At 44.8% G+C, this 25000-nt stretch carries 24 protein-coding genes; 16 read left to right on the top strand and 8 right to left on the bottom strand.

Annotated elements, in window-relative coordinates; genetic code table 11:
- Positions 1 to 51 precede the first annotated feature (51 nt).
- Complete coding sequence (locus CIK98_RS07335; RefSeq protein WP_094383611.1) at positions 52 to 921, bottom strand: DUF58 domain-containing protein; 870 nt, start codon at positions 919 to 921, stop codon at positions 52 to 54.
- The gene (locus CIK98_RS07330; RefSeq protein ID WP_094383619.1) at positions 921 to 1916 is read right to left on the bottom strand and encodes a MoxR family ATPase; all 996 of its coding nucleotides are present in this window, start codon (positions 1914 to 1916) and stop codon (positions 921 to 923) included. Before CIK98_RS07330 ends, CIK98_RS07335 begins: the two co-directional genes overlap by 1 nt.
- 244 nt (positions 1917 to 2160) lie before the next feature.
- On the opposite strand from CIK98_RS07330, the gene CIK98_RS07325 reads away from it, so the two are divergent.
- The 9 genes from CIK98_RS07325 (at position 2161) to queC (ending at position 8619) form a co-directional block, all read left to right on the top strand.
- Positions 2161 to 2886 carry a DUF5932 domain-containing protein gene (locus CIK98_RS07325; protein WP_094383610.1) on the top strand — a complete coding sequence of 242 codons (726 nt, stop codon included), beginning with the start codon at positions 2161 to 2163 and terminating at the stop codon, positions 2884 to 2886.
- Complete coding sequence (locus CIK98_RS07320) at positions 2876 to 3499, top strand: AbgT family transporter (RefSeq protein ID WP_094383609.1); 624 nt, start codon at positions 2876 to 2878, stop codon at positions 3497 to 3499. The genes CIK98_RS07325 and CIK98_RS07320 overlap by 11 nt, the downstream gene beginning before the upstream one ends.
- 66 nt (positions 3500 to 3565) lie before the next feature.
- Positions 3566 to 4225: an HAD family phosphatase gene (locus CIK98_RS07315; protein WP_094383608.1), complete on the top strand. Its 660-nt coding sequence runs from the start codon at positions 3566 to 3568 to the stop codon at positions 4223 to 4225.
- 4 nt (positions 4226 to 4229) lie between these two features.
- Positions 4230 to 5051, top strand: coding sequence for a 3-methyl-2-oxobutanoate hydroxymethyltransferase (gene panB, locus CIK98_RS07310; protein WP_094383607.1), 822 nt, complete (start codon positions 4230 to 4232; stop codon positions 5049 to 5051).
- Entirely contained in the window at positions 5051 to 6229 is a 1179-nt protein-coding gene (locus CIK98_RS07305; protein WP_094383606.1) for an MFS transporter, read from the top strand. The genes panB and CIK98_RS07305 overlap by 1 nt, the downstream gene beginning before the upstream one ends.
- Positions 6226 to 6984, top strand: a complete 759-nt coding sequence (locus CIK98_RS07300; RefSeq protein ID WP_094383605.1) for a TIGR02757 family protein — start codon at positions 6226 to 6228, stop codon at positions 6982 to 6984. The genes CIK98_RS07305 and CIK98_RS07300 overlap by 4 nt, the downstream gene beginning before the upstream one ends.
- A gap of 8 nt (positions 6985 to 6992) precedes the next feature.
- Positions 6993 to 7577, top strand: a complete 585-nt coding sequence (locus tag CIK98_RS07295; protein ID WP_094383604.1) for a manganese efflux pump MntP family protein — start codon at positions 6993 to 6995, stop codon at positions 7575 to 7577.
- 10 nt (positions 7578 to 7587) lie between these two features.
- Complete coding sequence (locus CIK98_RS07290; RefSeq protein ID WP_094383603.1) at positions 7588 to 7962, top strand: RidA family protein; 375 nt, start codon at positions 7588 to 7590, stop codon at positions 7960 to 7962.
- The gene (gene queC, locus CIK98_RS07285) at positions 7963 to 8619 is read left to right on the top strand and encodes a 7-cyano-7-deazaguanine synthase QueC (RefSeq protein WP_094383602.1); all 657 of its coding nucleotides are present in this window, start codon (positions 7963 to 7965) and stop codon (positions 8617 to 8619) included.
- Positions 8620 to 8928: 309 nt separating this feature from the next.
- Here the strand turns inward: queC and radA are convergent, their stop codons facing one another.
- Entirely contained in the window at positions 8929 to 10341 is a 1413-nt protein-coding gene (gene radA / locus CIK98_RS07280; RefSeq protein ID WP_094383601.1) for a DNA repair protein RadA, read from the bottom strand.
- A gap of 90 nt (positions 10342 to 10431) precedes the next feature.
- On the opposite strand from radA, the gene CIK98_RS07275 reads away from it, so the two are divergent.
- Together CIK98_RS07275 and CIK98_RS07270 are read left to right on the top strand one after the other, a co-directional pair.
- A complete protein-coding gene (locus CIK98_RS07275; protein WP_094383600.1) occupies positions 10432 to 11385 on the top strand; it encodes an ABC transporter substrate-binding protein in 954 nt (317 codons plus the stop codon).
- Positions 11386 to 11387: 2 nt separating this feature from the next.
- Positions 11388 to 13622, top strand: coding sequence for a hypothetical protein (locus tag CIK98_RS07270; RefSeq protein ID WP_094383599.1), 2235 nt, complete (start codon positions 11388 to 11390; stop codon positions 13620 to 13622).
- A gap of 9 nt (positions 13623 to 13631) precedes the next feature.
- On the opposite strand, the gene CIK98_RS07265 is transcribed toward CIK98_RS07270, so the two are convergent.
- From CIK98_RS07265 to CIK98_RS07255, 3 genes are read right to left on the bottom strand one after another with little or no spacing between them, the layout of a single operon-like run.
- The gene (locus tag CIK98_RS07265) at positions 13632 to 14249 is read right to left on the bottom strand and encodes a trimeric intracellular cation channel family protein (protein WP_094383598.1); all 618 of its coding nucleotides are present in this window, start codon (positions 14247 to 14249) and stop codon (positions 13632 to 13634) included.
- Between the two features lie 47 nt (positions 14250 to 14296).
- On the bottom strand, positions 14297 to 15250 hold the full coding sequence (locus CIK98_RS07260; RefSeq protein ID WP_094383597.1) for a D-2-hydroxyacid dehydrogenase: 954 nt from the start codon (positions 15248 to 15250) through the stop codon (positions 14297 to 14299).
- 19 nt (positions 15251 to 15269) lie between these two features.
- Positions 15270 to 16532, bottom strand: a complete 1263-nt coding sequence (locus CIK98_RS07255) for a replication-associated recombination protein A (protein ID WP_094383596.1) — start codon at positions 16530 to 16532, stop codon at positions 15270 to 15272.
- 233 nt (positions 16533 to 16765) lie between these two features.
- Between CIK98_RS07255 and CIK98_RS07250 the strand changes: the two genes are divergently transcribed.
- Positions 16766 to 17563: a hypothetical protein gene (locus CIK98_RS07250; protein WP_094383595.1), complete on the top strand. Its 798-nt coding sequence runs from the start codon at positions 16766 to 16768 to the stop codon at positions 17561 to 17563.
- A 21-nt stretch (positions 17564 to 17584) separates the two neighbouring features.
- Positions 17585 to 19786 carry a sodium-translocating pyrophosphatase gene (locus CIK98_RS07245; RefSeq protein WP_094383594.1) on the top strand — a complete coding sequence of 734 codons (2202 nt, stop codon included), beginning with the start codon at positions 17585 to 17587 and terminating at the stop codon, positions 19784 to 19786.
- Here CIK98_RS07245 and CIK98_RS07240 read toward each other — a convergent pair whose 3' ends face one another.
- The gene (locus CIK98_RS07240) at positions 19787 to 20566 is read right to left on the bottom strand and encodes a DUF5715 family protein (protein ID WP_094383593.1); all 780 of its coding nucleotides are present in this window, start codon (positions 20564 to 20566) and stop codon (positions 19787 to 19789) included.
- A 103-nt stretch (positions 20567 to 20669) separates the two neighbouring features.
- On the opposite strand from CIK98_RS07240, the gene CIK98_RS07235 reads away from it, so the two are divergent.
- The 3 genes from CIK98_RS07235 to thrS are packed head-to-tail and all read left to right on the top strand — an operon-like array spanning position 20670 to position 24549.
- Complete coding sequence (locus CIK98_RS07235) at positions 20670 to 21617, top strand: PhoH family protein (RefSeq protein ID WP_094383592.1); 948 nt, start codon at positions 20670 to 20672, stop codon at positions 21615 to 21617.
- 14 nt (positions 21618 to 21631) lie between these two features.
- Positions 21632 to 22579: a phosphoribosylaminoimidazolesuccinocarboxamide synthase gene (locus CIK98_RS07230; RefSeq protein ID WP_094383591.1), complete on the top strand. Its 948-nt coding sequence runs from the start codon at positions 21632 to 21634 to the stop codon at positions 22577 to 22579.
- Between the two features lie 26 nt (positions 22580 to 22605).
- On the top strand, positions 22606 to 24549 hold the full coding sequence (thrS, locus tag CIK98_RS07225) for a threonine--tRNA ligase (protein ID WP_094383590.1): 1944 nt from the start codon (positions 22606 to 22608) through the stop codon (positions 24547 to 24549).
- A gap of 219 nt (positions 24550 to 24768) precedes the next feature.
- Here thrS and CIK98_RS18505 read toward each other — a convergent pair.
- On the bottom strand, positions 24769 to 25000 hold a 232-nt coding region (locus CIK98_RS18505), incomplete at its 5' end, for a hypothetical protein (RefSeq protein WP_216358962.1).

Raw genomic sequence — 25000 nt, 5'->3', positions numbered from 1 at the left:
TCAAAACCGTTTCAATAATTGTATGATAAACACATAATATCTAATACCGTCTCAACTCCTTTTCTTGAAGAGTATCATCAGCGATTTCACGTAATCTTCGCCAGTGGAAATTGATATGTGGTCAACATTGCTCTTGCTGAATGTTTCACAAAGAGACTGTTGGCGGTTGTTCCAGTATCGGGAGTAAGCCATGCGGAGTTTCTTGCTGCCAGTGTCAATATACTGTTCGAAACCCGTTTCAGAGTCCACCACCTTCATGAGTCCGACATCGGGCAGTTCCTTTGCCCTTCTGTCGTAAACCTGTATAGCCACGATGTCGTGCTTGCGGTTGCCGATGATGAGGGTTTGTTCAAAGTCCTGTCGCACATAAAAGTCGCTAAGTATGAATGCAGTGCAACGACGCTTGCTTACGCTGGTGAGAAATTCCAGTGCCTGCTTAATGTCTGTCTTTCGGCTTTCGGGCTTGAAGTCGAGCATTTCCCTAATGATATAGAGTATATGTTTTCTGCCCTTTTTCGGTGGAATGTATTTCTCAATCTTGTCGGAGAAGAAGATGACCCCGATCTTGTCGTTGTTCTGAATGGCGCTGAAGGCGAGTGTTGCGGCTATTTCTGCCACCATGTCGCATTTGGTCTGTACTTCTGTTCCAAAGTCTAGCGAACCGCTGACATCAATGAGCAGCATCACCGTAAGTTCACGCTCCTCCTCGAATACTTTCACGTAAGGGCGGTTGAAACGTGCGGTGACGTTCCAGTCGATGTCGCGCACGTCGTCGCCAAACTGGTATTCGCGCACTTCGCTGAACGCCATTCCCCTTCCTTTGAATGCGGAATGATATTGTCCGGCAAAGATGTTGGCGCTAAGTCGGCGTGTCTTTATCTCAACCTTTCTTACCTTTTGAAGTATCTCTTGAGTATCCATTATGGCACTTCAACCTTATTAATAATCTTACTAACGATTTCTTCGCTGGTCACGTTGCTTGCCTCTGCCTCGTAGGTCAGTCCTATACGATGGCGAAGCACGTCGTGTGCCACTGCCCTGACATCCTCTGGCACTACATAACCACGACGCTTGATAAATGCGTATGCACGGGCGGCCTTTGCCAGACTGATGCTGGCTCGCGGACTTCCGCCAAAGGAGATGAGCGATTTCATGTCCTTCAGTCCATAACGTTCCGGATAGCGGGTGGCGAATACGATGTCGGCAATATACTGCTCGATTTTCTCGTCAATATAAACGCTTCTAACCACGTCTCTTGCCTTTATGATCTCGTCGGTGGTGGTTACCGGACGAACCTCGGGCATCTTTCCTGTGATGTTTTCACGTATGATTCGTTTTTCTTCTTCAAGAGTGGGGTAGTCGATGACAACCTTCAGCATGAAACGGTCAACCTGCGCCTCTGGCAGCTGATATGTACCTTCTTGTTCGATGGGGTTCTGTGTAGCCATTACGAGGAATGGGTTAGGCAGGGTGAATGTTTGGTTGCCTATGGTGACCTGCTTTTCTTGCATGCCTTCCAGCAGTGCGCTTTGTACCTTAGCCGGAGCGCGGTTTATTTCGTCAGCAAGCACGAAGTTAGCGAAAATAGGACCTTTCTTTACATTGAACTTCTCGTCTTTCTGAGAGTAAATCATGGTGCCTACTACGTCGGCGGGAAGAAGGTCGGGAGTAAACTGTATGCGGCTGAAATCAGCGTCAATAAGTTGCGACAAGGTCTTAATAGCAAGTGTCTTTGCCAGTCCGGGGACACCTTCGAGCAATATGTGCCCGTCGCTAAGCAGTCCAATAAGCAAAGAGTCCACAAGATGTTTCTGACCAACGATGACCTTGTCCATACCTGTGGTCAGATTAGTTACAAATGCGCTTTGTTGTTCAATGCGAATATTCAATTCGCGAATGTCAATAGCTTCTGCCATAATTATTGTTCCTATTATTATTTTATCTTCAAATTTCCATTTTGGCTGCAAAATTAACCAAGAAATAGGAAAAAATGGCATGATTCTGTCTAAAAAATATTAATTGCCATGTTATTGAAAGATAATTTAAGAAACTTTTGGTGTTATATGCAAGTAGAGGCTTGGTTTTTTTGGAAGTTAGAATAATTATTCGTACCTTTGCCACCGACAAAAATAATATAATACAATAACTCCGTTTATATTTATGACGAATTTTAAGGTTATTATTGTAGAGGATGTGCCGTTGGAACTGAAAGGCACTGAAGGAATAATCAGAAACGACATTCCGGAAGCCGAAATCATTGGCACGGCTGATTCTGACTCTTCATACTGGAGATTAATCAAGCAGCAATTGCCCGACCTCGTGCTGCTTGACCTTGGGTTAGGCGGGTCGACAACTGTCGGTGTTGAAATATGCCGACATACAAAAGAGGCATACAAGGATGTGAAGGTGCTGATTTTCACTGGAGAGATTCTGAACGAGAAACTATGGGTCGACGTGCTTGACGCTGGTGCCGACGGCATAATACTGAAAAGCGGAGAACTGCTTACGCGAGCTGACGTTGACAGCGTGATGGGCGGCAAATACCTGGTTTTCAACGAACCTATTCTAAAACGTATTGTTGACGTGTTCAAAAAAACCGTAAGCCGGCAAAGTGCAAGACAAGAGGCTCTGCTCGACTATGAGATAGACGAATACGACGAGCGTTTCCTCCGCCATCTTGCCTTGGGCTATACCAAAGACCAAATAGCTTCCCTCAGAGGTATGCCCTTTGGTGTGAAAAGCCTTGAAAAAAGACAGAACGAATTGGTTCAAAAACTCTTTCCCGAAGGTAATGGCACCATGAGCGTGAATGCCACCAGGCTTGCTGTCAGGGCACTGGAACTGAACATTATCGACATCGAAAATCTTCACCCCGATGAGAAATAAGGTTGTCGCCCGACTGTGTCTTGGTGTTGTGATCCTGGAGATGATAGTCATCTTGTTGTCATGGATATCAGGGTCAATAGCTCCATTAGGGTGGTTTAACAATCCGTTTCTGGGCGAGAGCATACGCTGGATGTTCAGAAACATGATGTCGGTCATGGCTTCCGACTGGCTTGTGGCAGTCTTGCTTGTTGCCGTTTCTTACGGAGGGTTGAAAGGAAGCGGTCTTGCCGACGCCATTCGTTCCCTGTCTCCATCCGGCGGAAAGGCAAAGAGGCAGCTGATGTATCGGGAGCGGATGGGATTGAGGACAGCCGCTGCCATGTCGATGATTTTTTTGCTTTTCCTCATAGTTTTGCTTTTCTTGCCGGAATCACTCTTACTGAGTGTGACAGGAAGTGTCTATGGCTCGCCGTTATATTTCGCCACGTTCCCGTTATTGTGTCTGTGGGCCACATTTGTGTCTGTCGTTTATGGAATAATAAGGGGGACATACGATTCGGTGACAAAGGTGTTCAACAGTTTTTTCGACGGAATAAGCCGTTTTTCACCTTATATATTACTTGTGATGCTGGTGTTGCATTGCTATTCAGTCATAAAGATGTTAATAAGATGACATTTTGGGCTAAAGATTTTGCCAAGTGACAAAAAAGTGTTACTTTTGCACCCAAAAATCATTGAAATGGAAACAAAACAGTTTAAGGCTGCCCTTTTCGACTTGGATGGGGTGGTGTTCGATACAGAACCACAGTATACAAAATTTTGGGGCGCACAATGCCGTGAGTTCCGTCCTGATTATCCAGGTCTTGAACATGCAATAAAGGGACAGACGTTGTGTGAGATATTGGAAAACTATTTTGGTGGAGAACTGGCTTCAAAACAAAGTCTTATCATAGAACGATTAAACGCGTTTGAAAAGACAATGGACTTCATCTATGTTAAGGATTTTGAACGGTTTGTAAAAGAGTTGCGTTCTAACGGAATAAAGACAGCCGTAGTGACGAGTTCGAATCTCGACAAGATGAATTCTGTCTTTCAAAAGTGTGAAGGGTTTAGAGGGCTTTTCGACGCTATTCTCACTTCCGAGGATTTTGAACGCAGCAAGCCCGATCCAGACTGTTATATAAAGGCCGCACAACGCTTTGACGTTCAGAAAGAAGAGTGCATAGTGTTTGAAGACAGCTTCAACGGTCTGAAGTCGGGAAAGGCCGCCGAAATGAAAGTGGTGGGACTGTCAACCACCAATAGCAAGGAAGCCATAGCAAAGTATTCGGATATTGTAATTAGCGATTATACGGCTTTCGGATTCAACGATTGTAAAACATTGATTTCAAAATTATAATAATATGTCTGGTTATTTATCAAGCGACATGCGCAAAGTAACTACGCATCGTTTTATAGAAATGAAACAAAAAGGTGAGAAAATATCCATGCTCACCTCGTATGACTACACTACAGCCCAAATAGTAGATGCCTCTGGCATAGACGGAATACTCGTGGGCGACTCTGCCTCAAACGTGATGGCCGGAAACTCTACCACCATTCCTATTACGGTCGACCAGATGATATATCACGCAAAGTCGGTTACACGTGCCGTAAAACGGGCTCTCGTGGTGTGTGACATGCCTTTCGGAAGCTATCAGGTTGACTGTGTCGACGGCGTAAGGAATGCGATAAGGATAATGAAAGAGAGTGGCTGTGACGCCCTGAAACTTGAGGGTGGGGTAGAGATTCTCGATACTGTCAGACGTATACTTGATGCCGGCATTCCGGTAATGGGACATCTCGGTCTCACTCCTCAAAGCATCAATAAGTTTGGCACATATTCCGTGAGGGCAAAGGACGAGGCAGAGGCGGCGAAACTGAAGAACGATGCAATAGCACTTGCCGATGCCGGTTGTTTTGCCATTGTGCTGGAAAAAGTGCCGGCAAAACTAGCACGGGAAGTGTCGGAAGCCATATGGGTTCCGACAATAGGCATTGGCGCTGGTAATGGAACTGACGGACAGATACTTGTAGTTGACGACATGTTGGGTAAAACACGTGGTTTCTCTCCTCGGTTTCTCCGTCGCTACGCTAATCTCAACGAGATCATGACATCTGCCATCGGCAGGTATGTCGAAGACGTGAAGAACTGTGACTTTCCAAACGAAAAAGAATCCTATTGATGAACACTCAAAACACTCCTGTACATATCACCTTGTGGCATAAAGGGTTCTGGTTGCTGTCGTTTGCCAACCTCTTTGTCACTATGAGTGTATACGCCCTTGTGCCTACTATGCCCTCGTGGCTTATGCAATATGAGCACTTTTCTTCGTTCTATACAGGAGTGTCAATGGGAGCGTTTGCCTTTGGCCTGTACTTTTTCGGATGTTTCTGCTCATTCTTGGTACAACACTATCGCCGGAATAAGGTCTGTGTCTTCTCCATATTACTGATGGCAGTGCTCATTTCGGTCATCTTCTACCTTCACGACAATCATATCACGATGGTAGACGTATGGGCCATCATTTTCCAGCGCTTCCTGTTGGGTGCCGTGTTCGGACTGGCAAAGATGGTCTTGTCAAGCACTCTGATAGTGGATACCAGCGAGTCGTTCCAGCGCACCGAGGCCAATCACAGCACGTCGTGGTTTGCACGGTTTGCCTTTTCCCTCGGACCTCTCATGGGGATTTTGACCAATTATTATTTCGGTTTCGGTGGAGTCTTGGTTAGTTCCGTGGCTTTTTGCCTTCTCGCCGTAATATTCATTTGCATGGTCGACTTCCCGTTCAGGGCACCCGAAGACAATGTCTCCGTGTTCAGTCTCGACCGTTTTTTCCTTACCCACGGTTTCCCGTTGTTTGTCAATATCCTGATGATTTCCACTGCAGTCGGACTAATAATGTCTGTAGAACTGGAGTACACCTTTTACGGAATGGTGATGGTAGGTTTTTTTCTGGCGTTGATGTCAGAGCGTTTCGTGTTTGTCAATGCAGAACTGAAAAGCGAGGTGGTTACAGGACTAATACTTATCGGGGCTGCGCTGCTGCTGATGATAACCCGTCACGCGTTGATAGTCAACTATGCCGCCCCCACCATGATAGGCATGGGTATGGGAATAGTGGGTGCGCGGTTCCTGTTGTTTTTTATTAAACTCAGCCGACACTGTCAGAGAGGCACGTCGCAGAGTACATATATACTTGGCTGGGAGTCGGGAATCGCCCTGGGCGTTGGCATAGGATATTCTCTGTTCAACGGTATGTCAGACTCCGTTCTTCCCGTATCTCTTGCCCTGACAATTGTCTCACTTATGGTTTACATATTGTTCACCCATCGTTGGTTTCTAAATAATAAGAACAGATGAATATTATAGTTCCACAGTCCACTATTGCAAGACTGAGACAGTATGCTGAGCGCTTCGAGAACAAAGATTTCATCGAAGGCGACCCGAGCTGGTTTATGCATCAGGTTAAGGGCGACGACAACCAAGAGACAATGGCTTTCATCGCCCAAGCCGTGAGCTATGGCAGCCGCAAGCAGTTTATGCCAAAGATAAAAATGCTGCTCGACCATTCTGGTGGCGAAGTGTACAAATGGGTGGCAGACGGTGCTTTCAACGACATCGTTCCTCGTGAATCCACATGTTTCTATCGTCTGTATAGCAATGAGATGTTCAATAGTTTCCTTACGGCCTATAGGCTTATGATATCAGAATATGGTTCGATGGGTGGATTCCTGCATAGCCATTCTCACGACACATTATCAGCCATTGAGGCCCTGACATCATATTTCTCTGCCAAAGGGTCAAAAGGCATAGTTCCGCTTAATGCAAAGTCGTCGTGCAAACGCTTGTGCATGTTTTTGCGGTGGATGGTGCGAGACAACTCCCCGGTAGACCTCGGTTTGTGGAGCGGCTTTATTGACAGAAAGACGTTGATTATGCCATTGGACGTACATGTGATGCGACAGTCGGTCGGCTTTGGACTGCTGAAGGCCAAAACAGCCACCATGTCTACGGCCATAAGGCTTACCGACGTTATGCGTCAGATTTTTCCCGACGACCCCTTGAAAGGCGATTTTGCCTTATTTGGCTTAGGTGTAACACAACAAAAACAATAATCCTCACAATGTTTTCAATAGTTGACATAATACTCCTTTCGGCTGCGCTTGCCATGGACTGTTTCACGGTGTCCATAGTCTGCGGGGTGGCATGTCGCTGCTGGATGCCGGCCTTGATGATTCGTATGAGCCTGTTGTTTGGGGCGTTTCAAGCAGCAATGCCATTGGCGGGATGGATATGCACAAGTAAGTTCAGCAACTATCTTGAGGCCATCGACCACTGGGTGGCTTTCGGCCTTTTGGCTTTCTTGGGAGGAAGGATGATACGCGATTCTGTAATAAACAAAGATACCGCACATAATGATACTATCCCAAAAGCCCTCACAACCCAACTCGTCCTTGCTATAGCCACAAGCATTGACGCTCTTGCCGTTGGAATATCCATGGCATGCACCGGATATGAAACATTCCGTTCGTTGATGTTTCCGTTGGCTGTTATCGGCATAGGCTCTTTCTTGTTCAGTATAGCGGGAAATATGCTCGGCATTCGTTTTGGGGCGTCGGTATGCCGTAAGGTCAATCCTGAGTTGTTCGGAGGAATCGTGCTCGTGTTCATCGGAGTGAAAGTTCTATTATCTCATATACTTAATTAATAAAAAAACTATGAAAGCAATCAGTACAAACAATGCGCCTGCCGCTATCGGACCATATAGCCAGGCCATCGAAGCCAATGGCTTCATCTATGCGTCAGGTCAACTTCCTATCAATCCTGCCACAGGGGCATTTCCCGAGGGTGGTATAAAGGAGCAAACACGCCAGTCGTTACTCAACGCACAAGCTATTTTAAAAGAGGCTGGTTCAGACCTTAACAAGGTTGTGAAGACCACCGTCCTTCTTGCTGACATAGCCGATTTTGCAGCCATGAACGAAGTGTATGCAAGTTTCTTTGAAGCTCCTTATCCGGCTCGCTCGGCCTTTGCTGTGCGCGACCTGCCTAAGGGAGCTCTTGTCGAAATTGAAATGATAGCAGTGAAATAAATGACTAAGGACAGTTTGATTATTGTAAGCGGGGGGATGGACAGCATCACCCTGCTTTACGACCGAAAAGACAGCATAGCCCTCGCTTTGTCTTTTGACTACGGAAGTAACCATAACTCCCGCGAGATACCATACGCACAACTGCATTGTCAGCGTCTCGGAATACGCCACATCGTCATCCCTCTTGACTTTATGCACCAGTATTTCACAAGTTCATTGCTTGAAGGGGCTGAAGCCATTCCAGATGGTCATTATGCTGACGAGAATATGAAATCGACCGTAGTGCCGTTTCGTAATGGAATAATGTTGTCTGTAGCCATTGGCATTGCTGAGAGCAACGGACTGAAAAAGGTGCTAATAGCAAATCACGGAGGCGACCATGCCATATATCCTGACTGCCGTCCAGACTTTATCTCTGCCATTAACAAGGCGGCCATGAGTGGCACCTATCTTAATGTGGAGGTTGATGCTCCATATACTAATATTTCGAAAACAGACATTGCCCGTCGTGGTGTGGCCTTAGGAATAGACTATTCCGAAACATGGTCATGCTATAAGGGTGGGGCTGTGCATTGTGGAACTTGTGGTACTTGTGTCGAAAGGAAAGAGGCTCTCCACGATGCTGGCATCGACGATAAAACGGAGTATATTTCCTGACTCTTCTTTCGTTTCTATTAGTGTCCTTTCAATTCAGAGATAACTGTTCTTATGTTATCTCGATACTCTATTCTTGTGGTAGTACTCCTGTGAGAGTACTCTGGTACTTCGGCGAGAGTACTGCAGTACTCCGCCCAGAGTACTGAGTTAATACACCGCGGAGTACTGGTGTACTCATAGTAAGATTACTATCATCTCAGACAAGGTTAATAATCTTTCGACAGTAAGGTTAATAATCTTTCGACAGTAAGGTTAATAATCTTTCGACAGTAAGGTTATTAATTATTTCAGTGATGTAGTCCTTACCCTTTACCCGAACAAGGCACGCAGTGCCTCTTCCACCTTACGCACTGGATGAAGCCGTATGGAAAGGTTTTTTTGCGAAATGCTGGAATAGTTGTAGCGGGGAATGATCATGTCGGTGAATCCCAGTTTCTCAGCCTCTGCCACTCGCTGCTCAATCCGGTTGACAGGACGCACCTCTCCGCTAAGCCCCACTTCGCCAGCCATACACCAGCCAGACTCAATGGCCGTATCGACATTGCTCGACAAAACAGCGGCTATGACACTCAGGTCCATGGCAAGGTCGGTAACCCGCAAACCGCCGGCAATGTTCAGGAACACGTCTTTCTGCATCAGTTTGAATCCTACACGTTTCTCAAGCACGGCAAGAAGCATGTTAAGCCTGCGCTGGTCGAAACCTGTGGCTGAACGCTGTGGAGTGCCGTAGGCTGCCGATGAGACAAGAGCCTGCGTTTCCACCAAAAACGGTCTTACTCCCTCGATGGCTGAACTGATGGCAATGCCGCTAAGTCCGTCATGATCTTGGTTGAGCAACAACTCAGAGGGGTTGCTTACCTGACGCAAGCCTGTTTGCTGCATCTCGTATATACCTAATTCCGATGTGCTTCCAAAGCGGTTTTTGATGCTTCGCAATATGCGGTACATATAGTGTTGGTCGCCCTCAAACTGTATGACTGTGTCGACTATGTGTTCAAGAATTTTCGGACCGGCGAGTGTGCCTTCTTTTGTGATGTGGCCTATTAGTATTACCGGCACACCGCTTGTCTTGGCAAAACGGAGTAGGGCTGATGCGCATTCCCTTATCTGTGTGACGCTTCCAGGACTTGTGTCTACATCGTCGGTCGAGATGGTCTGTATGGAGTCGATAATCACAATCTCGGGTTTCACCTCTTTGATGTGGGTGAAGATATTCCCCAGGTCTGTTTCGCAGAGTATGTGTGTATTGTCGCTGTCGACATGCGGTATGCGGTTGGCACGCATCTTCAGCTGGTTGGCGCTTTCCTCTCCACTGACATAGAGTATTCGCCGGTCGTCAAGATGCAGTATGGTCTGTAGTGTCAGTGTGCTTTTGCCTATGCCAGGTTCTCCCCCTAACAATACTATCGAACCAGGTACAAGACCTCCTCCAAGAACTCTATTCAGCTCTTGGTCTTTCAGGTCGATACGTGGCTCGTCCTTGGCGCTTATCTCTCGCAGGAGCAAGGTGCGGTTTCGTTCGTTTCTTATCGCGTGTCCCAATTCGCTTGCCTGCGACGAGGCCGTTGCTGCAGCCTGATGGGCTTTTGCCTTCACATTATCTGAAGCGACGCGTATTTCCTTAAAAGTGTTCCATTGTCCACAGCTCGGACACTTTCCAATCCACTTGGTAGATTCCTGTCCACAATTGCTGCATACGTATGCTATTTTGTCTTTAGCCATGTTTTTTTTGTTTTTCGCCACAAAAGTAGCAATTTTTTTCGGAAACAAAAAATTATTTCGTATATTTGCACCCAAAAAGAAAGAAAAGACATGAAAAGACTCATTTATGCCATCATATTAAGTATTGTTTTTGTGGCCTGCGGACAATCATACGAGGAAACAAAACGTCTTAGCAGGCTGGAAAGGCAAAAGCAGTTGAGGGCTGACTCGGCTGCCCTAAAAATTGCAGTTTTGCCGACACTGGATTGCCTGCCGCTATTCGTGGCCAAGGACCTTAACCTCTTCGACTCGTTGGGGGCAGACATCAGACTGAAATATTTCTCGTCACAGATTGATTGCGACACGGCTCTTGTCAACAAGCGCGTGGAAGGCGCTGTAACCGACCTCGTGAGGATGGAACGCATCAGAAGGGCTGGTCATGACATCTTCTATTCCACTGCCACCAACGCATATTGGATACTCTTGTCAAACCGAAACTCACGTATAAAGGAATTGAAGCAACTTGACGATAAGATGATGGCCATGACAAGATACTCGGTTACTGACCTTCTCGGCGAACATGCGGTAGACAGTGTAAAACTGGAACAAGACAAGGTCTATAGGGTTCAGATAAATGATGTAAGAATCAGGCTTTCAATGCTTAAGAACAATGAGATGGACGCCCTGCTGCTTCCTGAGCCGCAAGCCACTGAGGCCATTGCTGAGAAACACAAGGTGCTGATGGATTCACGAAAGCTCGACTGGCAAATGGGTGTAGTGGCTTTCCGGAATATCATTGCCAACGACACTTTACGACAGCGCCAATACGACGTGTTTGTAAAGGCCTATAATATGGCATGTGACTCGATAAACAGGTATGGCGTGAAACATTATAAACCGCTTGTCACTAAGTATTGCCAAGTGAAGGCTTCTACCGTTGACATACTAAAACCCTTGAAATACAACCATGTGGCTCCTCCCCGCGATAAAGATGTGGAAATGGCAAGAAGATGGATGGAAAAGAAGGAAAGGGAATTGAAGAAAATAAATAATCCTGGTTTATAATTATGAAAAAGAATGACCTCGATTCTGAAATGAAGACGATATACAATCTGTTGAACAATAGACAGATAAGCTCTGCCATAAAACGTATCGGACTTTATATGGAACAACACGACAATTGTGGTATGGCAGATGAATACCAATTGTTGGCTGACGACTTTAGGAGAATGCATGACTATTGGCTCTCTGATATGAAAGACCCGTCCTTGGAGGCAATGGTAGAACAGTTTTCGAGGCGAACCGCCACTTTTTGTTCTGAATATATATCGCGCCTGTTGAATCTTGAAGATTCTTGCTACCTTCTAATGGAAAGAAACAGGGTGAACCGGAAAGGTGACTCATGGAACTGGCAGGATATAAGACAGAAGTTAGAGGCTTTTGTGAGTGACGAGGCCCTTGCCTCTTTCTCCTTTGAGGGAGAGACTGACAATGAGAAGTATTACAGGATTGTTGACGCACACACGGATTACTCACAAAGGCTGTTTATGCATATCGTGAGCGACGGGATAATGAACCCGAACAGCTTCAAGGAGGTGATGGAGTTACTCACTACTCCTACTGTTGACAGCCAAGACCAGCAGCTTATCGTTACGGCAATGACAATAGCAGGACTCAGGGCCTTCGACATAACAAAGTTCCGCATCATGGCTAACGTCTGTCGTAAGGCTTCTTTCCTTGAAGTAAGGCAAAGGGCTCTTGTGGGATTTGTGTTTACAATGGGTCAGGGGATGAGCTCGTTGTTTCCCGAACAGAAAGCTATCGTAGAGGAAGTGCTTGCAGACAAGTCGATATACTCTCAGCTTTTGGAACTCCAGATGCAACTCGTATATTGTGTCAAGGCCAGTGACGATTCGAGAAAAGTGCAAGACGAGATTATGCCTGGCATCGTCAAGAACAGCGACCTGCAGGTTAAAAACGGAATGATAGTCGAGGTTGAAGACAACTCTATTGATGATATCCTTGGCAAAAACGATGATGAGCAACGTGCAGAGGAAGTGGAACGGCTCATGCGAAATCTGAAGGATTTGCAGGATTCGGGTGCAGACATATTATTCGGAGGCTTTTCGCATATGAAACGATTCCCGTTTTTCAACGATATGGCAAACTGGTTTTTGCCGTTCAGCACCAAGAATAAGTATGTGAGGGAAGTCGTAGGGGCTACCGGTATAGAACTGCCGTATAACTCTTTTTTCCAAAAAAGTGGGTTTTGCGACAATGACTGCTATTCCTTTGTGTTTGTCTTTAAGGAAGTGATTGGCAGAATGCCTGAAAACATAAGGGAGATGTTTCGCAACCAGGTAAGCGTGCCAGACGATGATAGTGTCGACACACCTACTCATTACAGGCGCAACTACCTCCAGACCATGTACAGGTTTTTCACCTTGTTCAAATGGCGTAACGGATTGTTGAACCCCTTTGAGAACGATGGGTTAGGCTGCCTTTCTGGAGATAGCCGGCACGTTCCATATTTGTTTTCAGCCAACGGATTGTTGGTCGACTCGAATTGGTTGAAAGACGTGCTGCCTAACCTTCTAATGTTTTTGAGCCGCAATCTTACCGACAAGATAGAAAATGACCTTGAGAAAATTGTATGGCCCGACATCCCTTCCTTCGAAGGATGTATGGCAAAGATTATGTATCTGCACAAATTGAAACACTCCGGATATAACGAGAAGACTCTTCGTGAGGCTTTGAGTTACAAGCCAGACTCGATGGTGGCCAAAAAATTTCTTGCCAACACCTTGCTGAATAGCGGCAGGGAGGAATGTCTTGAAGAAGCAAAACTGTTATTGCTCGAATTGGTAGAAAACGACAGCGACAATCCTACCTTATCTTACAAGACAGCCTTGGCCTGCTATCTTACCAATGATTTCGACAAGGCTTTGCCTTTTGCCTATAAGCTGCATTATAATTATCCGAAGGATGATAATGTAAACATGCTTCATGGCTCGTTGTTGTTGCTTAAGGGCGATGTGGCGCAATCGTTTGAGACATTGGATAATGTGGCTGACTTCGGTCAGGCATATCATTTCTTCAAATTGTCGTTCATCGTGGCTTGCTGGCTTGCTACAGGCTCTGTTAAAAACACTATAAAAAGTTCGAAGGCTAAGAATGCCATTGTTGGCTCGCAAATATTTTCCAACACTGGCATATGCCAACATATCATTGGCATACTTTCGGGACATGGCATCAGTAGTGCAGAGTTCAGAATGATGTATGATGCGATAGTATGCCAATGACCAGGATTGTTATTCTTCAGCTATGAGTTGTTTCAATTTTGGTAGCGACAAGTGATAGCGTACGGCCAGGAAACGGATAGTGACCGTAACGGCAAAACTGACAATAGCGGCTAATTCAATACTGTTGTCGAGGTGTATAACAATCCAATAGGCAACACCTCCTATAACGCTTGCTATGGCATATATCTCCTTGCGGAAAATAACAGGCTCGTTGTTGAGAAGAACGTCGCGTATTACGCCGCCGGCAGCTCCGGTGATGCATCCCATGATGATGGCCACCCAATATGGCTGCCCAAACATCACACTCTTTTGTATGCCTGCTATCGTGAATAGTGCCAAACCTAACGTGTCGAACACGAACCATGCGTTTTTCAGTGGCTCAATCCATTTTGCAAATGTCACCACCAGCACCAGTGCCAAGGCTGTGCATAGCATATAAAAAGGACTGGTCATCCAAAAAGGAGTCGTACCGAGCATTACGTCACGTATCGTACCGCCTCCTATAGCTACAGCGATACCGCATACATATCCGCCAAACCAATCAAAATTTTTTGCCGCCGCATGACGTATGCCGGATATCGCAAAGGCAAATGTGCCTAAGAATTCTATTATTTCTTGTATGTACATTTGATAAACAACATTATTAGGAGTTGAGAAACCAACTCCGAATTTACTTAGTTAACAACATTTACGGGCTTCCCCTCAATAAACGCTTTCACGTTGTCAACAACTGTTTTCATCAGCCGCTGACGAGCTTCAAAGGTGGCCCAGGCAATGTGTGGGGTTGAATAAAAATTGGGGGCGGAGAATAATGGATTATCGGCGGATGGTGGCTCCTGACACATCACGTCTGTACCATAAGCGCCTAATTGTCCGCTTTTTAACGCTTCAGCAACGTCGTTTTCGTTTACTAATGGTCCTCGTCCTGTATTAATGAGAATAGCGCCATGCTTCATCTTTGCCAGTGTCGTGGCGTTTATCATTTCGCGTGTCTCGCGTTTCAGCGGACAATGCAATGAGAGAATGTCGCTTGTGGCCAATAGGCCGTCAAGTGTGGTTTTTTGAATTCCCTCGGGTAAGTCCTTGCGATGTTTGCTTGTCACTGCAAACACGTCCATGCCGAAACACAATGCCATCTTAGCCACTTTCATTCCGATAAGTCCAAGACCTACAATACCAAGGGTCTTGCCGGTGAGTTCTATTAGTGGTGTGTCCCAATACACGAAGTCGGGATTATTGCTCCATCGTCCGTTGCGGTTTTCTATGGCATAATGTTCTACACGATTTGCGATGGAAAGGATGTGGGCAAACGTAAGCTGTGCAACACTGTCGGTACTGTAAGCCGGAACGTTTGTTACCACAATGTCATTGTCGCATGCCGCCACTGTGTCGACTATATTGTAGCCTGTGGCCAAAACCCCTATATATTTGAGGTTGGGCAGTTTCCAAATAGTGTCTGCGTCAAACACTACCTTATTGGTCAGGACAATGTCGGCATCAGAGCAGCGCTGATAGACTTCATCTTCGCTGGTGCGGTCATAAATAGTCACTTCGCCGAGTTCTTTTAATGCGTCCCATGACAGGTCGCCTGGATTCATTCCATAACTGTCTAAAACTACAATTTTCATATCAGTGTGTTTTTAAGTTTTATTTTTTCCAATAATTTTTCATTCTTTGGGCCAGTACATCTTCTGCTGGTGAATGTTGTGGTTGCCATATCTGCAGGTCCTTTAGTTCATCGGGCATGTACTGTTGTTGAGTGAAGTGTCCGGGGTAGTCGTGTGGATATTTGTAACCGTCGTGGTAGCCAAGGTCTTTCATCAAAGATGTTGGAGCATTGCGCAGATGGAGCGGTACAGGAAGGTTGCCTGTCTCACGTACTACGGACAAGGCTTTGTCGATGGCGAGATATGCCGAGTTGCTTTTAGGGCTGGTGGCGAGGTATACGGTAGCCTCTGCCAGTGGTATCCTTCCTTCTGGCCATCCTATCTTGTTTACGCAGTCGAACGCGGTGTTGGCCAGAAGCATCGCGTTGGGGTTGGCCAAGCCTATATCCTCGGAAGCGCTTATTACCAATCGTCTGGCAATGAATTTTGGGTCTTCGCCTCCTTCTATCATTCTAGCCAGCCAGTAGAGGGCTGCGTCCGGATCGCTACCCCTGATGCTTTTTATGAAAGCCGATATGATGTCGTAGTGCATCTCGCCATCCTTGTCGTATGCCAACGGATTTTGTTGAAGTCGTTGCACAACGATGTCATCAGTGATGACGATTTTCCGGTCTCCCTCTGAATCGACAATCAGTTCCAGTATGTTCAGCAGTTTGCGTGCGTCGCCTCCACTATATCTCAGCAGGGCATCTGTTTCGCTCACCGTAATATCCTTGTTTTTTAGCTCCACGTCGGTGGTCAATGCCCTGTCGAGCAGTTTCAGCAGGTCGTCACGCTCCAGTGGTTTCAGTACAAAGGTCTGGCAACGGGAGAGTAGGGGACGTATCACTTCGAACGAGGGGTTTTCTGTAGTTGCTCCTATCAGCGTTACGATGCCTCTTTCTACAGCTCCCAGTAGAGAGTCTTGTTGTGATTTGCTGAAACGGTGTATCTCGTCGATAAACAATATCGGGGAGGAAGTGTTGAAAAAACGGCTGTTTTGCGCCTTTTCTATTACTTCCCTTACATCTTTTACCCCGCTTGTAACTGCGCTGAGCGTAAAAAAAGGCACTTCAAGTCTTGTGGCCACTATCTGGGCGAGTGTGGTTTTTCCGACTCCAGGTGGTCCCCATAATATAAAAGAGGTGATTCGTCCAGAATCTATCATTTTGCGTAGTATTGCTCCTTCACCCACGAGGTGGCTTTGGCCAATATAATCGTCGAGTGTCCTTGGACGCAATCTTTCTGCTAATGGTTGTGACATCTTCTTTTTTTTTGCAAAGATAGTGCAAGTTTTAGACAATACAAAATAAAAAAGCATTTTTTTTATTTTTATTGTTAAAACGCCGCCTGTCTTATCTAAAGATAGTGCAAGTTTTAGACAATACAAAATAAATTGGGCATTTTTTATAATTTTTATTCCCTAAATACTTGTGTAAATAAAATAAAGTATATACATTTGCAGCGAAAAAACAAAAACGCAATTTAAATAATAGTATGAAAGAAGAAACAACAAAGAAAGCTCTCACTCTTAAATTGCTTACTAAAAGCAATGTTTGGGATGTTCAGGAGAACGACATCTTCAGAATGTGGGAAGGTGCCGACAAAGACTCAGAGGTAAAAGACAACTTACACCGATATGTAGACATCATCAAGACGGCATTCCTCGTGGAAGAACTCAAGGATGATACAAAACTCATGAAGGGAAAATATGAGAAAATGGGTTACAAGATTGCAACTGTGAAAATTGATGAAAACCTGAAAATTACATGGGCCATCAAAAAAAGACCTATTTTGAGGGTTAGTGATCTCACTTACGAAAATATCACTCATATTTCTGCAGCTAAACTCGTAGAAGTGCTTGAACGCAATTTCGGAGGTGGATGGGATTCGCTTCCACAGAGCATACAGGACATAATTGAAAGTGGTTTCGAAATCTCAACCACTACATTGCCACAAAACAGACTACACAAGCCTGGAGGAATGTACGACAAGAAAATTGCCGATGGATTTGAAGTGCTGGAGGTATTGAAAGGTACATGGGTGGAAGCTATTTTCGTGAAAGTCAAGCCTCAGATGGAGAAGCCACGACTGCAGCTACAGCCGAAGAACGAAGATGACGATCTGCCTATTGATGATTACAAGAACCATGATGACATCGATGATGAAATAGAAGAACCTACAGACTTCAACGACGACGATATCAATGAGGACAACTATCGAACCACATTTGTCATTGAGCCTGATCCCGACGAGGAAGCCGGAGGACTCGAAGACTATGTGGACGAAGAATAACAACTTCTAAAAAAATACATTATGAACATTCCGTTGGTTTTTTGGCTCGTGCCTATAGCATCGATTGTGGCATTGGGCATGGCATGGCATTTCTTCCGCCAAATGAGAAAGGAGGATGAAGGAACACCGCGTATGGCTGAAATTGCCGAGTATGTAAGGCGGGGAGCAATGGCTTACCTTAAACAGCAATATAAGGTGGTGGCCATTGTGTTCGTGGTCCTTGCCGTGATATTTGCATTTATGGCCTATGGACTGAAAGTTCAGAATCCATGGGTGCCGTTCGCATTCCTTACCGGTGGCCTATTCTCTGGATTAGCTGGGTTCTTTGGAATGAAAACCGCCACCTACGCTTCTGCCCGCACGGCTAATGCAGCACGAAAAAGCCTTAACAGCGGTCTAAAAGTGGCTTTTAGAAGTGGGGCTGTAATGGGACTTGTAGTGGTAGGGCTGGGATTGCTCGATATCGCTATATGGTTTCTGGCGTTGAGCTGTTTCTATTATGGCTCAAATATGGCTCTTGTCACTATTACCACCACAATGCTTACCTTCGGAATGGGTGCTTCCACACAGGCTCTTTTTGCACGCGTGGGAGGTGGAATATACACCAAAGCGGCTGATGTTGGTGCTGATCTCGTGGGTAAAGTGGAGGCCAACATTCCTGAAGACGACCCGAGAAATCCTGCTACTATAGCCGACAATGTCGGTGACAACGTGGGAGATGTGGCTGGAATGGGCGCTGACCTTTATGAGAGCTACTGTGGAAGTATTCTCTCTACTGCTGCACTGGGAGCTACTGCATTTGCCATGAATGTCGATATGCAACTTAAGGCAGTAATCGCTCCAATGATTATTGCTTCTGTTGGTATCTTCCTCTCGCTTATCGGGATATTTGCTGTGAAAACCAAGGAAAACGCTACCATGCGTGACCTGCTTCGCTCGCTTGGAATTGGAACAAACCTCGCTGCGGGTCTTATAGCCGTGGCCACATTTGTCATTCTTTACTTCTTGGGTATTGAAAATTGGATCGGCGTGTCGTTCTCGGTGGTAAGCGGACTTGTGGCTGGAGTCGTCATCGGACAGGCTACGGAGTATTATACAAGTCACAGTTACAAACCTACACAAAAAATCTCTGAGGCTTCAAAAACAGGTCCAGCTACTGTCATCATACAGGGAATAGGAACAGGAATGATTTCTACCATGATACCAGTGGTGACCATTTCCGCTGCTATTATGCTTAGCTATCTGTTTGCCAACGGATTCGACCTCTCGATGAGTGCAAAGAGCATTTCAATGGGACTGTATGGAATAGGCATCGCCGCAGTAGGAATGTTGTCCACCCTCGGAATTACCCTGGCTACCGATGCTTATGGGCCCATTGCTGACAATGCGGGCGGAAACGCAGAGATGAGCGAACTCGGAGAAGAGGTGCGTCATCGTACTGATGCACTGGATGCACTTGGCAATACCACTGCCGCCACTGGCAAAGGATTCGCCATCGGTAGTGCTGCACTCACTGCTCTTGCCTTGCTGGCTTCTTATGTGGAAGAGATAAAGATAGCTATGGTTAGGGCTGTGGAAGAGGGACAACAATTCTACGATTCGGCAGGAAACCTCTTTAATCCGGAGAACGCAAACATGATTGATTATATGAACTTCTTCCAAGTTAACCTTATGAACCCTAAAGTCCTCGTGGGGGCTTTCATCGGTGGAATGGCTGCTTTCCTGTTCTGTGGATTGACAATGGGGGCTGTAGGAAGGGCTGCTCAAACTATGGTGGAAGAGGTGCGCCGACAATTCCGTGAAATAAAAGGCATACTCGAAGGAAAAGCTACACCTGACTACGGCCGATGTGTGGAAATAAGTACACGGTCGGCTCAGAAAGAAATGATTTTCCCAAGCCTTCTCGCAATAGCTATACCTATCGTTGTCGGACTTCTGCTCGGAGTGGCAGGAGTCATGGGACTGCTGGTCGGAGGATTAACAGCAGGATTCACATTGGCTGTCTTTATGGCAAATGCCGGCGGCGCATGGGACAATGCTAAAAAAATGGTTGAGGAAGGACATTTCGGTGGTAAAGGCTCCGAGTGTCACAAAGCTACAATCGTGGGTGATACCGTTGGCGACCCATTCAAAGATACAAGCGGACCATCATTAAACATTCTCATAAAGTTGATGTCGATGGTGAGCATCGTGATGGCGGGACTTGTGGTCGCTTTTGCATAGTCAGTTCACTGTCATGTGAAAGCAACCTTGTTTTACCTCGTATTTTATAAAACAACGGTTCTGCTGCCTGAAATCGCGGAGGACCTCGGAGAGAATCCATTTTAGCGTGTCGTTTCTTACTGCACGTCTTTTGGGACCTTCGGGGTCTTCCACTGTTATATATCTGTTATAACATAAGTCAAATGTAGTGCCGTAAAGATGGCAACTGTTTTCTGTCGCATTGGCATTGCGGACGCGAAGCTTGGTGACATCGTCTTTTGTCCTCATTACACTCGTCACAATAATCTTGTGAAGCGGTATTCCCTTTATCTGAAGACTGTCGAAAAAGGCTGAACCGATGTCTTGCAACAGGGCTGAGGCACGGGGTACAAGATACGGGATGCTATTGTTCAGTCTGTCAACGTGGAAATATGGGTTTGTCCCAATATATACCAACTCTTGCTTTCGCGACTCCGCCTCTTCGCGGTTTTTTACCGGAGAAACCCCATTCTTCTTTGCTGCCACCATCTGAACATCGTTCATGTCGGGAAAAGTGTTCTTGAAAGAGGGAACGCTGTATATGCGGTTTTTGACCAAGGTGCCGTCTTCTTTGAAATAGCGTGAGCCTAATGATGGCTTTGAAATGATTTGGGGTTTTGACACTTCTGCCACAGCTACAGTATCATCACCATTCTTTACATTATCTCTATTTGCTCCAGCCACTTCAGGCCACACTAAACGAGTAAGTGAAAGCAAGGCTACAACAGAAAAAAAGCCTTTTGTATATGTTTTCTTTTTCATTAATGCTAATTTTTTTGCAAAATTACAAAAAAACATCGTAATATGTGTACTTTATTGAAAAAGTTTCTGTAATTTTGCACGAGAATTTTAAAATGAGGTAGATTTGACAGAGAAACATATCGTACTCGAGGACATTGATCCCGTTATTCTGTATGGCATTAATAATGTTCATCTACAGATGATAAAGGCACTATTCCCAAGATTGAGAATAGTGGCAAGGGGAAATGTTATGAAAATTTTGGGGGACGAAGAACAAATGTGTGCATTCGAAGAGAATATCGAGGCTCTCAGAAAACATGTACTGAAATTTAACTCCTTGAAAGAGGAGGATATCATTGACATTGTTAAGGGTACGCGTTCAAAAGACGAAATACCGGAAGGAGTCATCGTGTATAGCATGTCGGGAAGGCCAATAAAGCCAAGAACTGAAAATCAGAAAAAACTCGTAGAGGCATTCGACAACAACGATATGATTTTTGCAGTAGGGCCTGCCGGAACAGGAAAGACTTATCTAAGCATTGCACTTGCAGTAAAAGCCCTGAAAGAAAAAACCATTAAAAAAATTGTTCTTAGCAGACCGGCAGTCGAGGCGGGGGAAAAACTCGGATTCCTACCTGGTGACATGAAAGACAAAATCGACCCCTATCTGCAACCTCTTTACGATGCGCTGGAAGATATGCTGCCTCAGGCTAAACTCCAGGAGATGATGGAAAAACATGTCATACAGATTGCTCCTTTGGCTTTTATGAGAGGACGTACTCTTAGTGATGCCATAGTTATACTCGATGAAGCTCAAAACACTACTTGTGCGCAAATCAGAATGTTTCTAACTCGAATGGGGTGGAATACTAAGATGATTATAACAGGCGACATGACTCAGATAGACCTCCCGCGCGAACAAAAAAGTGGACTAAAAGAGGCGCTAAACATATTGTCGGGGATTGAAGGTATCGAAATTGTAGAGCTTAACAGAAAAGATATCGTTAGACATAAACTCGTAACACGTATTGTCAACGCGTATGAAAAATATGACAAGGAAACAAAACAATAAAAAAAATAACTATAATGAATGCATTAACAAATACTGAATTTAATTTCAAAGGACAGAAAAGCGTTTACCACGGAAAGGTACGCGACGTTTACAACATCAACGATGACCTCATGGTAATGGTGGCCACTGATAGAATATCTGCTTTTGATGTAATTCTTCCAAAGGGAATACCTTATAAAGGACAGGTCCTCAACCAAATCGCAGCTAAGTTCCTCGATGCAACAAGCGACATATGCCCTAACTGGAAATTGGCCACTCCTGATCCAATGGTCACTGTTGGACTAAAATGTGAAGGCTTTCGGGTTGAAATGATTATTCGTTCTATACTTACTGGATCTGCATGGCGCGAATACAAAAAAGGATGCCGTGAAATATGCGGTGTAAAACTGCCTGATGGTATGAGAGAAAACGAACGCTTTCCTGAACCTATCATTACTCCAACAACTAAGGCTGACGAAGGACACGACATGAACATTTCCCGTGAGGAAATTATTGCTCAAGGCATTGTCAGTGAAGAAGACTATAACGTAATGGAAGACTATACCAGACGACTCTTTGCAAGAGGACAGGAAATCGCCGCTAAACGGGGACTTATACTCGTAGATACAAAGTACGAGTTCGGAAAAAGAGACGGAAAAGTGTACCTTATCGACGAAATACATACTCCTGACTCAAGCCGGTATTTCTATGCCGACGGATATGAAGAGAAATTTGAAAAAGGCGAAACTCAACGTCAACTGTCTAAGGAATTTGTGAGACAATGGCTCATCGAACATAATTTCATGAACGAACCAGGACAAACAATGCCTGAAATCACAGATGATTATGCTATAAGCGTGAGCGAAAGATATATTGAACTCTTTGAACAAATCACTGGAGAAAAATTCTCCAAAGCTGCTGATACTGATGATATTGCGGCTCGCATCGAAAAAAACGTGGCTGACTGTCTTGCCTCATTGTAAATGAATCTTAAACATATATTGTAGATATGATAAAAATAACTTTTCCCGACGGTTCTGTAAGAGAATACGAACAGGGCGTCAATGGACTTACTATTGCCGAAAGCATATCACCGGCTTTGGCACGCGACGTAATAGCCTGCGGAGTGAATGGTGAAATAGTGGAACTTAACAGACCTATTGTAGAAGACTCTAAAGTGCAACTCTATAAGTGGGAAGACGAGGAAGGAAAACATGCTTTCTGGCATACTTCTGCTCACCTGTTGGCTGAAGCTCTTCAGGAATTGTATCCGGGAATTCAGTTCGGATTTGGACCTGCAATAGATAATGGTTTCTTCTATGACGTACTGCTAAAGGACGGGGAGTCTATCAAAGAGGCTGATTTCCCAAAAATTGAGGCAAAAATGAAGGAACTTGCTGGCAAAAAAGAACCAGTGGTCAGAAAAGAAGTGGCAAAAGCTGATGCTCTAAAACAGTTTGCAGCTGACGGACAGACTTATAAGTGTGAACATATAGAACAAGACCTCGAAGATGGTACTATCACTACTTATACTCAGGGGGCTTTTACTGACCTTTGCAAAGGACCTCATCTACTCAACACTGGTGCTATTAAGGCTATCAAACTAACAAGCGTGGCTGGAGCTTTCTGGAGAGGTGACGCTTCAAGAGAACAGATGCAGAGACTCTATGGTATCTCTTTCCCTAAGAAAAAAATGCTCGACGAGTATCTTGTTATGCTCGAGGAAGCAAAAAAACGTGACCATAGGAAAATTGGTAAGGAAATGGAACTGTTTATGTTCTCTGAAAAAGTTGGTAAGGGACTGCCTATTTGGCTACCAAAAGGTACTGAACTCCGACTAAGACTCCAAGATCATTTAAGAAAAGTACAGAAACGTTTCGGATATCAGGAAGTTATAACTCCACATATCGGTTCTAAAAACCTTTATGTTACAAGCGGACATTATGCTCATTACGGAAAGGATTCTTTTCAACCTATTCACACTCCGGAAGAAGGCGAAGAGTATATGCTTAAACCAATGAACTGTCCTCACCATTGCGAAATATTTGCATGGAAACCTCGTTCTTACAAGGACCTGCCCCTACGTATTGCTGAGTTTGGTACTGTATATCGATATGAACAGAGCGGAGAACTTCATGGACTCACAAGAGTGAGGTCTTTCACACAAGATGATGCTCATCTGTTTTGTAGACCTGACCAAGTTAAGCAGGAATTCCTTAACGTGATGGATATTATCAACATAGTATTGAAAGCATTCGGATTTAATTTTGAAGCCCAAATCTCACTACGTGACCCTAATGACACAGAAAAATATGTCGGAAGCGACGAAGACTGGGCACGCTCTGAGGCTGCTATCGTAGAGGCTTGTAAGGAAAAGGGACTTAATGCAAAAATTGAATACGGTGAGGCTGCTTTCTATGGACCTAAACTCGATTTCATGATTAAGGATGCTATTGGACGCCGATGGCAACTTGGTACTATTCAGGTTGACTATAACTTGCCAAAACGATTCAAACTCGAATATACAGACGAGGATAATACAAAGAAAACTCCTGTCATGATCCACAGGGCTCCGTTTGGATCAATGGAACGATTCGTGGCTGTACTAATAGAACATACAAGCGGGCACTTCCCACTATGGCTCACTCCTGATCAAGTCGCAATTCTCCCAATTTCGGAAAAGTATAATGATTATGCTGCCAAAGTGGCGAAATATTTCGACAGCGTAGGTGTTCGTGCCGTTATTGACTCCCGTAATGAAAAGATTGGAAGAAAGGTTCGTGACAACGAACTCAAGAGAATTCCATACATGCTCATCGTTGGAGAGAAAGAACAGGCGGATGGTACTGTCGCTGTGAGACCTCAAGGTGGAGGTGAACAGTCTATCATGACAATGGAAGACTTTGCTAAGAAAATTAATGATGAAGTTAAAGAAATGACTAAGGAATTTTAATCTTTATACTCATTCTTCGGATTCTTATAAATAAAAGAGTTCCCTTGCTGGTGAATATCACTGCAAAGGGACTCTTTATTATATTATATATAAGGTGGATTATCATTAAAGTAAAGGATAATCAAATAAATCAGAATTGGCCAGTAATAACTTCTTTTGTTAAAATATGTATATTGTTTGGTGCTATTTTTCAATATAATAATAAACAAATGTTAAAGATTAACATTTTTCTTTCAAAATGTTTGGAGTGTATTGAAAAAGTCCGTACCTTTGCACTCGCTTTTGAGAACAACGCTTCTCTTGAGCGACAGAAAAAGAGTTCTTTGAAAGATTTACATAACAGAGAAGTAGTAGTACAAGAAGCAATTGAGAAATCAATTGGGTAAACGAACCGTCAATTGTATGATTGATAAAGGTTTCTTTAGACTTGATATTATAATGGCGTCCTGAA

The organism is Prevotella sp. P2-180 (genome assembly GCF_002251435.1).
Lineage (GTDB): Bacteria > Bacteroidota > Bacteroidia > Bacteroidales > Bacteroidaceae > Prevotella.
The sequence above is the reverse complement of the archived record's forward strand: the minus strand, read 5'-3'. Positions and strand labels throughout refer to the sequence as shown.